Raw genomic sequence first — 12988 nt, forward strand, 5'->3', positions numbered from 1 at the left:
CATTTTCCTCAAATCCCTTCCTACTCTTGTTTGTATTTTTAGAGATGCCCTTTTGTAATGATGCAAAGGGTTCCAAAAATTGGTAGTGTCACAAAAGTGTTGAAAAAGCTAGAATTGAAGAATCTAAAACGATAGGTTACTACTGCCTTCATCCAACTGAATGTTTATAATGCAAAAACAGGAAAACCTGTATTCAAAGATTTTAGAAATCAAGCATTAGAATCCTAAATCTAATGCTAATCATACTCTTGTCATCAGGTAAAACATAGCTCAAGTTTCTTAAAGGCAAACTGTTTGACCCTAATTTCTAATATGAGATTTATGATTTCAAAAAACGATGGAAGTCCTGACTGATTTTCTCAGAGAAGCTATCTGAAACTTGTTTGACAACTTGATTTAAAATAGCATCCCCAGTCCTTTGCACCAGTGATGTGGGAAGAATCATGACGAACATCGGGAAATCAAGTTTAGCGATCAGCGTTAAATCCCACTCGATTCTTGTAGTTTTATTTTTGGGTTTTCTAGTCGGATGCTCTACTAGCTTAATTTTAGAATGAAAGCTGACTTCATAGCCATTAGGATCTTTGGCAGGAATGGGTTGGGTTTTTATTTGATAATTGCTCCTTCCATCTTGAGTCATGTATAAATTTACCGTAGGATCGATTTCATAACCTAGCGCGCCAATCTTGCCAATATTTAGGGAATAGGCATTCGCTCCGATCGCTCTAGCTTTTAAAGGTAATATACACTGAGGCAACCACTGAGGATGGTTCTCAATATACTTACTTACCGATTCCATATCTCCTTTCAGAAGGATCGTTCCTGATGAATAATTTCTAAATGTATAGGGAAATGATGCTTTGCTTCCAGAAACTGTTGGTTCTTGGTGAGAACTGGTTGCATATCGTTCTGGACGAATATCTTGAATTACTTCCTCAGCCGATTGATAGCGTTTCTTGGTTCCAGGCTGAACGAGTCTACCTAAAATCTTGCCTAAGGAATCACTCACTGGCGTTGTTAGATAATCGCGCCAAATCCAGTCATTTTCAGCATCATCAAACAGTTGAAATGGATCGATTCCTGTTAATAGATGCAAGCAGGTCACGCCTAAGCTATACAGATCGCTACCAAAGATTGCTTTACCCCTTGCTTGCTCGGGTGAGGTATAGGCTGCACTGCCAATCACCGTTCCTGTTGCTGTTAAACCGTTACCTGCCGCGAATTTAGCAGCACCAAAATCAACTAATACAATTTGTCCGTCCGAACGCCGAATTATGTTTTCTGGCTTTATGTCTCGATGAATTACCTGATTCTCATGGATGAATTGCAGGACGGGTAATATGTGATTTAAAAGCAGCCAAATCTTCGTTTCTGAAAATACTCCCTCCTGTACTAACTCTTCCGCTAAATTTTGACCATCAATGAATTCTTGAATGAGATATTGATTTTTATCCTGTTCAAAATATGCGAAAAGTTCGGGTATTTGAGCGTGCTTTCCTAAAGCATCGAGCCTTAATGCTTCTTGTGCAAAAAGCTCTGCGGCTTTGATGGCACTGCTCGGATCTTGATTACTTGGAAAGAATTGTTTGATTACGCATAGGGGCTTGGAAGGCTTATCTTCATCGACGGCCAAAAATGTTTTGCCAAAACCACCTTGCCCTATTTTTTTTACGGCTCTGTATCGATCCCTTAACAAGAGCCTCCAGCCACAATGCTTGCAAAACTTGGCATCGCTTGGATTTTGTTTATTGCAAGTAGAATTGAGGCAGTAGCTCATAAGACCTCGTGAATCTTAGTTCTATAAATTAGTTCTATAAAAAAGTATTTTACACAGAGCGATCGGCATAAATTTTTCAGCTTTCAACAGTTTTACACAGCGATCGCGAATAATGCTAACGCGATGTTAAAATTCCGCGCATGTACGATAACGTCTGTAAGTATCTTGCCGAAAACTTCTTTGCCGACCTAGCTACGTGGCTGCTCGGTCAGCCGATCGCTTTTACCCAACTCAGTCCAACCGAGCTAAATGTTGCCGCTTGCTATACTAGCTAACAGTCCCGAACGTCTGGAAGTACTAAGGCAAGTTGCCAACCGATCTGAGGAGATTGTCGAACAAAATATACGCGGAAACGTAATGGCTGCTTCGGCAGTGCTGGCTGGTTTGGTTTTAGGAAAAGATTCTATAAGACAGATTTTGCGGAGTGAAGTGATGCGTGAATCAGTGATTTATCAAGATATTTTGCTCGAAGGTTTGCAACAGGGCTTGCAACAGGGTTTGCAACAAGGTGAGGCTATTCTCGTTCTAAGGTTACTTAAGTGTAAATTTGGTGCGATCTCGTTAAGGACACAAAAAGCTATCCAACAATTGTCAACCGATCGACTGGAAAATTTAGGTGAGGCTCTGTTAGGGTTTACTTCTCTTGCGGATTTGTCCGCTTGGTTGCAGCAGAATAAGGAAAAATAATTATTCCATTGTGTTTGGAACGATCGCCGCAACAGGGGCAAAAGAAACTCGATTGACTGACGATTAAGCTGCTACGTTCAAGACTGAATCATTGGTTAATTTGCCATCTTCCATCTGCACAATGCGATCGGCTATATCCAAAATGCGGTTGTCATGGGTTACGAGTAAGATCGTGCAACCCTGTTCTCTTGCGAGAGTTTGCATTAAAGTCACCACATCTCGCCCTGATTTTTTATCGAGTGCAGCAGTGGGCTCATCAGCCAACACTATTTTTGGATGACTGACTAAGGCACGCGCGATCGCTACCCGCTGCTTTTGTCCTCCCGAAAGATCGTCAGGAAAGTAGTTAATTCGATTTCCGAGTCCAACATGTTCTAGCATTTCTGCCGAACGTGCTTCCATTTCTCGTAAGGATAGATGAAAGTGTAACTCCAAACCCATCTTGACATTTTGCAATGCGGTCAAACTGTGATGTAAGTTGTGCGACTGAAAGATATAACCATTGTGCCGTCGCGTCAGCGTCAGCTCTGCGGCACTGGCGCCACAAAGCTCTTGCCCTAAAACTTTTAAACTACCAGACTGAGGCGATCGCAACCCACCCATTAAGGTTAGTAATGTGGTTTTACCAGAACCTGAGGGGCCTGTCATAATCACAATTTCACCCACATGAATTTCTAGATTGACATCAAATAACACTTGCTTGCGAAGTTGGTCGCGACCAAAGTAGTGGTTGAGGTTACGAATAGAGATGACTGGTTGCATAGGAGGTGAGGGATGAGAAATGGAGAGAGCGAAAAAATGAATGGGAAGCTATTCCTTCCTGCATCAAAACATATCGGCAGGGTCGGCAGATTGCAGTCTGCGCGTTGCGATCGCGCCAGACATCATGCACATAATTAGGGTTAAGATCAGCACGGCGATCGCGCGAGAAACATTCATGTAAATGGGTAGGGCTGTGGCGTTGGCGGCGAGTTGGTAAAGCCCGATCGGTAAAATCAACCCAGGAATAAACCCCAGCAATGCCAGGATCACAGCTTCCTCAAACACAATAACGAGCAGATAGCGATTGCGATAGCCCATTGCTTTAAACGTGGCATATTCCTTTAAGTGACTGTTAACATCCGTAGATAGAACTTGATACACAATCACCACACCCACCACAAATGCCATTGCCGTTCCCAAGCCAAAAATGAATCCTATAGGGCTTTCAGACTTCCAATAGCTTTCCTCAAATTCGATGTATTCTTCGTGGGTTAAGACTCTGACATCGTTGGGCAAGTATGATTTCAACAGGGTTGCCACCTGTTTCGCATCATAACCGAGCTTGACCTTAACGAGTCCCAAACTGATACTGGCAGCTTCGCGGCGGGGAAAGAAATGCAGAAAGGTTTGGTCGCTGGCAATGAGAATGCCATCAGCGCCAAAGGATGCGCCCAGACTAAATAATCCTGAAATGGTCACCGAGCGGCGATCGACTTCCGTTAGTGCAGCTTGTCCCTGTTCCACTTGGGCGATCGCTTGTTTGTAATCACCCCTAGATTTGCGATCGAAGAGCACGCGATCGGGTAATTTGAGCTTGCTGATTTGTTGATTGACTTCTGGCAAAGTCAAGGCAGCGCGATCGGGATTGAACGCAATGATTTGAACCGAGGTTTCTTTACGCGTATCGGGATTTTTCCAAGTGATGATATTGGAATAAAAGGCTTCAGCGGATTGTACGCCCGCAATATCTTTGGCTTGATATAGCCTTCGTCTGGAGAAGGTGCTGAGATTTTGCGTATTGCGGGCTTGAGGACTGACAAAAACAATGTCGGCATCAAGCGCACGGCTCAGCTTAGTATTGCTATCATACAGAGCCGCTTGAAAGCCAAGCTGCATAAACATCAGTACATCGGCAAACGCAATTCCAGCCAGTGCTACCAGCAAACGGCTGCGTTCGCGGCTTAGTTGTAACCACCCTAAAGGCGTGCGGCGTCGAATCTGTTGAATGAATCCACTCATTGTTCGATCTCCGCCGAGATTAGCAAATTCGTAAACTTGGCTGCTTTGAGGCCAGAGGCATTGTCTAACACCACATGCACTTCTACGACTCTCCCATCAACATTGGTGCTGGGGTCTGTATTGACAACGGTTTGCCGCTTCACTTGGGAATCAATGCGCTCCACAGTTCCCAAGAGTTCGCCAGAAATGGAATCGCTGCTAAGGCGTACCCTCTGGCCGAGCTTGACTCTTTGGATGTCGCTTTGATAGACCTGAACGATCGCATACATGTGATGGGTTTTGCCAATGTCCACAATGCCATTACTGGAAACCACTTCGCCAGCCCTTGTATGAATCTCTAAAATTTCTCCCGCAATCGGTGATTTCACATAGGCTCGATCTAAATTTGCCTTTGCCTGTTTCATGGCTGCTATAGCGCGATCGACCTCTGCCTGACCCGCAGCAATATCGACAGGGCGAACTTCTGCAATACGTTCCAGATTTGCCTGTGCTTGGTTGAGTTGGGCAGGACTCGTGGTCTGAATTCGGGCGAGTACAGCCTTGGCTTCGTCTACGTTCCGTTGGGCAGTTACAAGAGCCAGTCGTTTGCTGTCAAAATTAGAAGCAGAAATCGCCCCCTCTTGGGCAAGCGATCGATACCGATTAAACTCGATTTCCGCATTTTGTAATTCCGCTGATAATCGGGCGACCGTTGCTGATTGGGACTCAATATCTCCCTGCCGCTGAGCTTCTATTCGACTAATTTCGGCTCTTTGGGCGTTAATTTCTCCCTGTTTAGCGCCCGCTTGGGTAATAGAAAGCTTGGACTGAGCAACTTTGACTTCTTCCTGTGCTTGCTCGTAGGCTGCTTGGAGTTGATCGCGGTTATCCAAAATTGCAATCACCTGCCCTACCTTGACGCGATCGCCTTCCTGTACCAGTAATTGCTCGACTCGGTTGCCGTTGTTGGATGTGGGAGCCGATAGCTTAATGACCTCTCCCTGTGGCTCTAGTCGCCCTAATGCTGACACCGTAGCGATCTTGGCAGGATTCATGACAACGCTCTGGCTTGCTGTCTGTGAATTCGCTTGCGATCGCCAAATTCCGTATCCCCCGCCAACGATCGCAATTAAAAAAGCAGTAGCCCCAATTCCAAGCCAGCGCTGAGATTTTTGTTTAACACTGCTATCAAAAAGATTTTGTAACATAGACGAACTCCTGCGCCTTTTGGTAAAACTAAACAGTTTCGTTTCGCATGGAATTACACTAAACTAAACAGTTTCGTCTTGTCAAGAGCTATAATTGAATTTGTTGAACAGTAGTTGATGGATGATGTATAACCATCCATCCTCTGCGCGATCTTGGTAAAACCTGTTGGTAGTCATGATTAAATCTAAGGGTATTGAGCGAGAGTTATCGCCAGAAAAAACTGAATTAATTCTTGCTGGGGCGATGCGTGAGTTTTTAGAGCATGGCTATGCGGGGGCTCGCATCGATAAGATCGTCGAAGCAGCAGGTGTCTCTAAAGCAACGGTTTATCGGCATTTCCCAGACAAAGAGGCCTTGTTTACGGCGTTAATTCAACAAATGTCCTGTAGAAAGGAATTATTTCGGCTACAAAATCTCCAGTCCTACGAAGAGGAACCGATCGCTTTTTTAAAACAATATGCTGCGGGGATGTTAGACAATGTGGCGGAAGATCCGCAAATTCTGACCTTCTTACGAATCATTATTGGAGAATCGGGACGTTTTCCAGAACTGGCACGCGCTTTTGTCACAAACATGGAAAAAACAAGTCTGGACTTTTTAACCGAATATTTTAAGACGCATCCAAAACTTCAGATTGCCGATCCTGAAGTTACCGCTCGTGCCTTTATTGGAACTTTAATTCATTTTGTCATGATTCGAGATGTGTTACAGAGTGGCGATATTATGCCAATGGAACGTGATCGCCTCCTAAATAGTCTGCTAGCTTTGATTGTGACCAATCCTTAGAAACAGCTTCTTAGCTTTCGGGTTCGCTCGTGATTTCGATCTCCAAGGTTTCTTGATCAATCTCAAGGAATAGTACATTGGGTTGACAGCATACCTGACAGTCTTCAATATAGGACTGTTGCGACCCTGCGCTAAAGTCAACAAAGGTTACATTGGCTTCGCCGCAATAGGCACAATCATATTCCGCTGCGTTCTGCATCTCAGTTAAAAGGGGAGTAAATTGTCCTCATCATAGGCTCAAACGTAGTAGGATAGTGCGCATCCATCATCCATCCGTATAATTGCACGTTCATATGGATCTATCTGCGATCGCCGCTAGCCAACCCTACCCACTTCTATTTGCGACAATCAGTGGCGCTCATCTGTATGGATTTCCCTCGCCAGATTCTGATTATGACTTGAGGGGCGTGCATATTTTACCCATCTCAGAGGTGATCGGGTTGCATACAGGGCAGGAAACCATTGAAGTAGCTGAACTGCGAGAAGATTTAGAACTCGATTTAGTCACCCATGACGTTAAAAAGTTTTTTGGCTTGCTCTTAAAGAAAAATGGCTATGTCCTAGAGCAGCTCTATTCGCCGCTGATTGTGCATAGTACGCCAGAGCATGAAGAACTCAAAGCGATCGCCACCTCCTGCATTACGCGGCATCATTCCCACCATTATTTAGGCTTCGCGCAAAATCAATGGCAGCTCTTTGAGAAAGAACCACGCAAACGGGTCAAACCTTTGCTCTATGTCTATCGGGTCTTACTTACGGGCATTCACTTGATGCAAACGGGTAAAATTGAAGCGAATATAAGTCGGCTCAATCAAGAATTTCAGCTCTCCTACATTCCAAGCTTAATCGCCCAAAAGTTGGAAGGAGGTGAGAAATCCTATCTAGTTGATGCTGAAATTGAGTTTTATCGGCAAGAATGCGATCGCTTAATTACAGCGCTCGAACAAGCCAGCCAAGCCAGCACGTTACCTGAGTCAACCGATCCAGCTAGCAAAGATGCACTCCACGATCTCTTAGTCCGCCTTAGAATGAAATCGCTCCGATAAATCCCATCTATGAATCGCAAAGAAATCGAACAAAGAACGATCCTGATTGCACTGACAGGCTCTAGGGGCTATGGATTGCAAACAGAAAGCTCTGATTATGACTATCGGGGCGTTTTTGTCGCCACTAAGCCCTATTACTATGGGTTTAGTAAAATCGAGCAAAGGGATCGCGATTGGGTCGAAGGAGAAGGATTGTTTCCCTATTTAGGCAAGGATACCTGCATCTACGAACTCAAAAAATTTTTAGAATTATCCGCAGACAACAATCCCAATATTCTCGAATTGCTTTGGTACAAGGACTACATGCATCTGACTCCAGTGGGTAAAGCCTTAATCGACCACAAGCAGATATTTCTATCAAAAAAAGTATGGAAAACCTATGCAGGCTATGGCTACGCGCAGATCAGAAAACTAGAATCTCATCGCAAGTGGTTACTTCATCCTCCCCAGCAGAAACCACAGCCAGAGGACTTTGGCTTAGAACCAATCCAAATTATGTCCAAGACTGAGATCCATGCATTTTTGGAGTATTTGTATTTATTAATTCGCGATCGCATTCAATATTTAGAACAGTTAGAAGATTTTCGGCAATTACTCACAGCCGAGATCGACTTTAAAGGCGTGTTGCGGCAATATGCCTTGCCCGAAGACACCTTGACCTATACGCAACAACTGACCCATAGTTCCCATGACTTTATTCGCTTGTTGCAAACTAACCAGCAATATCTCAACGCCTGCCGCGAATATGAAAATTATCAGCAGTGGAAGAAAAATCGCAATCCCGCCCGAGCGGTGATGGAAGCAAAAGTTGGTTACGACTGTAAGTTTGCTATGCAGGCAATTCGATTGTTACGGACTGGAATTGAAATCTTGACCGATCGCCGCGTAATTGTCGATCGCCGCGAAGCAGGGGATACAGAGGAGTTACTGGCAATTAAGCGAGGTGATTATTCCTATAGTGACGTCATGGCGATCGCGAACGGTCTCTATGCTGGGTTAGAATCTGCCCATGCAAAATCTACGCTTCCGAATGATGTCGAGCGATCGGCAATTAATCAATTATGCATTGACCTTGTAACGTTACAGGCATGGTAATACCACTTTCAAAAAGCTATGTCGCAGCTTTTTGAAAGACCGTGCGTAGCGCGGAACTCAAATTCGGATATGTTGGAATTTCAACTGAAAATGGTATAAATCCAAATTATTCTTGGAAATTGTCTGTGGCTCTGCCCTGCCGCTAGGTGGGAATTCTTATAAAAATGCTTCAAATTCAAGAATTTCTGTTAGTCTTAATCAAAAGAATTAGCATTTAAACGCAAATTTGCATGGATTTGTTGCAACCTCTAGGTATTGTCGTCCAGGGATCTTTAAGCGAAGGTTTAGAAGTGCGACTCAACGGAAATGTTTCTGTTGAAGATATGCGCGTCGGCAAATTTCTGGTCGTACAGGGTCGTCGCGCCAGATTTTTTTGTATGCTTACGGATGTGGCACTAGGCACATCTAGCCCTCGCATTCTCGTCAATCCTCCCGATCCTAGCAACACATTTTTAACTGAGGTTCTGGCAGGAACGGGCACATTTGGCACGGTGAATTTAACCCCCATGCTCATGTTCGTGCCTTCTAATCCCCTCGATATTCTCACCGACCAAGTTAAAAAATCGAAACGCAAAAAATCTGTCGAATATTCGCTTGTAGAAACAGAAGATTCCAATACCTATAGTTTGCTACCCGTCAAAACTGTGCCCAGCCACTTTAGCCAAGTGTTTGATGCTTCCGAACGGGACTTTCGCATTGTATTTGGCTGGGAAGACGATCCGCAGAAGCGTAACTTTGCTGTGGGGCAGCCGATCGATATGCCCGTCCCGATTTGCTTGGATTTAGATCGATTTGTCGAGCGCAGTAATGGCATTTTTGGCAAGTCTGGCACGGGAAAGTCATTCCTGACGCGGTTGCTCTTGTCTGGGGTGATTCGTAAGGAGGCGGCTGTCAATTTAATTTTTGACATGCATTCTGAATATGGATGGGAGGCGGCAAAGGAAGGGAAAACCTTCAGCACGGTGAAGGGATTGCGGCAACTTTTTCCCGCTCAGGTACAAATCTATACGCTCGATCCAGATTCAACGCGGCGGCGCGGCGTGCGGGATGCTCAGGAACTCTACATCAGTTACGAGCAGATCGAAGTCGAAGATTTGATGTTAATTCGAGATGAGCTAAATCTCTCGGAAGCCAGTTTAGAAAACGCGATTATTTTACGGAACGAATTTGGTAAGAACTGGATTACGCGTCTATTGAGCATGTCCAATACCGAGATTCAGGAATTTTGCGAGCAAAAAATGGGTAGCAAGTCCTCGATTATGGCATTGCAGCGCAAGCTCAATCGTTTGGATGACTTAAAGTACATGCGGGCAAATTGCGCTGAAGATTATATCAAGACAATTTTGGATGCGATCGCTGCCAAAAAGCATGTTGTGATTGAATTCGGTTCGCAGTCGAATATGCTCTCTTACATGATTGCCACCAATATCATTACCCGCCGCATTCATAAAGCCTACGTGCGTCAAGCCGAGAAGTTTTTGCAAACCAAGAATATTAGCGATCGCCCGCAGCAGTTGATGATTACGATCGAAGAAGCCCACCGTTTCCTCGCCCCCATGACCGCCAAGCAAACAATTTTTGGCACGATCGCGCGGGAAATGCGGAAGTATTTCGTCACGCTCTTGGTGGTTGACCAACGACCATCTGGCATTGATAACGAAGTCATGTCTCAGATCGGTACGCGCATCACGGCATTATTGAACGATGAGAAGGACATTGATGCCATCTTTACAGGTGTCGCAGGCAGTGGCAATCTCCGCAATATTCTCTCTAAATTGGACTCTAAGCAGCAGGCTCTGGTTCTCGGTCATGCTGTACCCATGCCTGTGGTTATCCAAACCCGCGCCTATGATGAAGCTTTCTATCGTGAAATTGGCGAAGTTCCTTGGGAAGAAATCTCTACTGCTGAAGTTCTACGCGTTGCGGAAACCGCAAAAGCAGACTTAGGGTTTTAATGACACATAGATGCTAATGGGTTGGGTCAATCTGAGAAGTGGCACAGGCGATCGCCAGCAAAAAAGAAACATCCGTGATACTAAATTTTAGTTTCTCGGAGCAAAGACAAAGACATGAACGCACTACTCAAAACCCCATCAAAGCTAGATCTTGCAGGCTATTGCTATCCTCGTCCCCGCTATCTTCAAACGAGAGCGCGAATCAACTATCTGGTGGAACGATATATCTCTCTGGATATCCTGTCAGAACGCTTGCTCGATTTACCCACACAATTTCAAGCGCCCCATCAGCGAGCTTGGCAACCAATTAATTGGAAAGCCATTGGCATCGATCAGATTGTTGGAATCGATCGCGAATTGTTTCTATCTGTTCTAGCAGGTGCTGTGGAAATCGAATCCCCCATTCGAGAATACTCTAAGGAAAGTTGGAGCTATTTTCAGGCAATGCATCCCCAGATGGCACAATTTATGGGAGGTGTTAGGGATGCACAGGGGGAAGTTATTACCGTAAGCGTTTGGGAAAAAGAAGAAAGGCAACATGCGCCTGTCTTTAGCAAAATTTATCAAAAGTTGACAGGTATTAAACTACAGCCCAAGCCCAATTCAGTGAAAGAATATTGTGCGACGGATAATCCCATCCTCGAAGTCTACAAACACACCTTGAGCCGAATCTCTACAGAATGGGCGGCTGCCTCGATATACCTATGGCTGATGGCGCACTCAACGGGAGAACTTCAGAACGCGATCGCCCAACCACTCCAAGACGAAGTCAACCACTTAGCCAAATTCTGGGGATTTACGAGTTGGGCTTTTAACGACAGTTTTACCTCTCGCCTGCGCAGTACCACAGGTCAACTCATGGGTTTGTTGAAGCATCATCGTGGCGAACGCAGCCAAAGCGATGACATCATGCGAAAAAACAGTTTATTTCATGCCACAGAGCTAGCCTTTACCTTTACTCGAATCATGGCTCAGATGTACAGATGGAACGGCAATCTCAAGGCAGAGAACCTAGATTGGTTGTTTAGCGAATTGTGCGACAGTTCCATTCATCCCAATGCGATCGCGGCAGCATAGAAATCATGAGGAACTTGCGCGAAATGGCTGATTTGATTTTGGGAAAGCAAGTAAGTTAGGATAGTTGGCAAATTACTTTGGTTTGTAGCTAATGCCTAATTTAGCGATCGCTTTGATGCTTTTTTCTCTCCTCCAACCCAGTGAGAATATCAGCAAAAACCTAAATCAGGAGATTTACAAGTCAAGCTTTTTCAAGAATCCGATCGAGAATTCCATCCTCAGTCCCAAATCTAGTCTGGTTGCCAAAGCCGCATTCACTAAGCCCGATCTGACCACCGCAAACCTCAAATTTAGCTTTAACCTGTTTAAGCAACTGGTTCAGGTTAATACCAGTAAAAACATCTTTATATCGCCATACAGTGTCGCGATCGCCTTGACCATGACCTATAACGGCGCAAAAGGAGAAACTCAGCAGGAAATGGCAAGAACCCTGCAACTATTCGATTTGGAAGCATCCAAGGTTAATGAGAGCACTCGGGCTTTGAGGGAAACTTTACTGGGGAAATCAGGGGATAAAACAAGCGTACAGATTGAGATTGCCAATTCTCTATGGGTAACTAGCGATCTTGCCCTCAACCCTGATTTTGCCCAAACGGTCAAGCAGTTTTATCAAGCCGAAATTGCTAGCCTCAATTTTGCCAATCCCGCTTCTTTAAGCACGATCAACAATTGGGTAAAGCAAAATACTCGCGGCAAGATCGATCGCATCCTCGATCGCATCAATCAAACCGATATCTTGTTTTTGATAAATGCGGTTTACTTTAAAGGCGATTGGGAGCGACCCTTTATACCCTCAAAGACAAAGCCTAAACCTTTCTATCTTGCCAATGGGAAGCAAAAAAACGTACCAATGATGCGACAAACGGGTCAATTTCGCTATTTTGAGACAGATAAATTCCAAGCAATTGGACTGCGATATAAGCACAGCAGGATCGGCATGTATATCTTCTTGCCCAAATCCAACTCTAGTCTTGAGGAATTTTACCAAAGCTTGAATCTTTCTAATTGGCAAGAATGGCGATCGCACTTGCAATCAGAATCAGTTGATCTAGAACTGCCTCGATTTAAGCTGGAATACGCGCAGGAACTGAGCAAGACGCTAGAAGCATTAGGTATGAAGATAGCTTTTAGCCCTAGGGCAGATTTTTCGGCGATCGCAAAGGGAGGAGGATTTATCAGTGAAGTCAAACATAAAGCCTTTATAGATGTTAACGAAAAAGGGACGGAAGCAGCAGCAGTTACCTCAGTTGGAATGTCTAGGGGGGGAGAAATACACATGGCAATCAATCGACCTTTTTTCTTGACGATTTGCGATCGCGATACGGACACAATTTTATTTATGGGGTCGGTGGTTGATCCTTAAGCGATCGGGGATT

General features: G+C 44.7%; 13 protein-coding genes. 8 read left to right on the forward strand and 5 right to left on the reverse strand.

Annotation, left to right across the window (positions count from 1 at the left end):
* Nucleotides 1–319 precede the first annotated feature (319 nt).
* Nucleotides 320–1777 carry a protein kinase domain-containing protein gene (locus V2H45_RS14470; protein WP_408648793.1) on the reverse strand — a complete coding sequence of 486 codons (1458 nt, stop codon included), beginning with the start codon at nucleotides 1775–1777 and terminating at the stop codon, nucleotides 320–322.
* 140 nt (nucleotides 1778–1917) lie between these two features.
* Here V2H45_RS14470 and V2H45_RS14480 point away from each other — a divergent pair, with 140 nt between their 5' ends.
* Both V2H45_RS14480 and V2H45_RS14485 read left to right on the forward strand, forming a co-directional pair.
* The gene (locus V2H45_RS14480; protein WP_330484357.1) at nucleotides 1918–2052 is read left to right on the forward strand and encodes a hypothetical protein; all 135 of its coding nucleotides are present in this window, start codon (nucleotides 1918–1920) and stop codon (nucleotides 2050–2052) included.
* Complete coding sequence (locus V2H45_RS14485) at nucleotides 2027–2464, forward strand: DUF4351 domain-containing protein (RefSeq protein WP_330484358.1); 438 nt, start codon at nucleotides 2027–2029, stop codon at nucleotides 2462–2464. Before V2H45_RS14480 ends, V2H45_RS14485 begins: the two co-directional genes overlap by 26 nt.
* 63 nt (nucleotides 2465–2527) lie before the next feature.
* Here the strand turns inward: V2H45_RS14485 and V2H45_RS14490 are convergent, their stop codons facing one another.
* From V2H45_RS14490 to V2H45_RS14500, 3 genes are all read right to left on the reverse strand, one after another.
* Nucleotides 2528–3226, reverse strand: coding sequence for a DevA family ABC transporter ATP-binding protein (locus tag V2H45_RS14490; RefSeq protein ID WP_330484359.1), 699 nt, complete (start codon nucleotides 3224–3226; stop codon nucleotides 2528–2530).
* Between the two features lie 63 nt (nucleotides 3227–3289).
* Nucleotides 3290–4465, reverse strand: coding sequence for an ABC transporter permease DevC (gene devC / locus V2H45_RS14495; protein WP_330484360.1), 1176 nt, complete (start codon nucleotides 4463–4465; stop codon nucleotides 3290–3292).
* Entirely contained in the window at nucleotides 4462–5652 is a 1191-nt protein-coding gene (locus V2H45_RS14500; RefSeq protein ID WP_330484361.1) for an ABC exporter membrane fusion protein, read from the reverse strand. Before V2H45_RS14500 ends, devC begins: the two co-directional genes overlap by 4 nt.
* Nucleotides 5653–5827: 175 nt before the next feature.
* Here V2H45_RS14500 and V2H45_RS14505 point away from each other — a divergent pair, with 175 nt between their 5' ends.
* On the forward strand, nucleotides 5828–6439 hold the full coding sequence (locus V2H45_RS14505) for a TetR/AcrR family transcriptional regulator (RefSeq protein WP_330484362.1): 612 nt from the start codon (nucleotides 5828–5830) through the stop codon (nucleotides 6437–6439).
* 10 nt (nucleotides 6440–6449) lie between these two features.
* Here the strand turns inward: V2H45_RS14505 and V2H45_RS14510 are convergent, their stop codons facing one another.
* Nucleotides 6450–6638 carry a CPXCG motif-containing cysteine-rich protein gene (locus V2H45_RS14510; RefSeq protein ID WP_330484363.1) on the reverse strand — a complete coding sequence of 63 codons (189 nt, stop codon included), beginning with the start codon at nucleotides 6636–6638 and terminating at the stop codon, nucleotides 6450–6452.
* 94 nt (nucleotides 6639–6732) lie between these two features.
* Here V2H45_RS14510 and V2H45_RS14515 point away from each other — a divergent pair, with 94 nt between their 5' ends.
* The 5 genes from V2H45_RS14515 to V2H45_RS14535 all read left to right on the forward strand — a co-directional run bounded on the left by V2H45_RS14515 (nucleotide 6733) and on the right by V2H45_RS14535 (nucleotide 12975).
* The gene (locus V2H45_RS14515; RefSeq protein WP_408648794.1) at nucleotides 6733–7485 is read left to right on the forward strand and encodes a nucleotidyltransferase domain-containing protein; all 753 of its coding nucleotides are present in this window, start codon (nucleotides 6733–6735) and stop codon (nucleotides 7483–7485) included.
* Nucleotides 7486–7494: 9 nt separating this feature from the next.
* On the forward strand, nucleotides 7495–8580 hold the full coding sequence (locus V2H45_RS14520) for a nucleotidyltransferase domain-containing protein (protein WP_330484365.1): 1086 nt from the start codon (nucleotides 7495–7497) through the stop codon (nucleotides 8578–8580).
* A gap of 230 nt (nucleotides 8581–8810) precedes the next feature.
* Nucleotides 8811–10535, forward strand: coding sequence for a helicase HerA domain-containing protein (locus tag V2H45_RS14525; protein WP_330484366.1), 1725 nt, complete (start codon nucleotides 8811–8813; stop codon nucleotides 10533–10535).
* 114 nt (nucleotides 10536–10649) lie between these two features.
* Entirely contained in the window at nucleotides 10650–11612 is a 963-nt protein-coding gene (locus V2H45_RS14530; RefSeq protein ID WP_330484367.1) for a hypothetical protein, read from the forward strand.
* A gap of 91 nt (nucleotides 11613–11703) precedes the next feature.
* Nucleotides 11704–12975, forward strand: a complete 1272-nt coding sequence (locus V2H45_RS14535) for a serpin family protein (RefSeq protein WP_330484368.1) — start codon at nucleotides 11704–11706, stop codon at nucleotides 12973–12975.
* Nucleotides 12976–12988 lie beyond the last annotated feature (13 nt).

It is taken from the genome of Tumidithrix elongata BACA0141 (assembly GCF_036349135.1).
GTDB classification, from domain to species: domain Bacteria; phylum Cyanobacteriota; class Cyanobacteriia; order Pseudanabaenales; family Pseudanabaenaceae; genus Tumidithrix; species Tumidithrix elongata.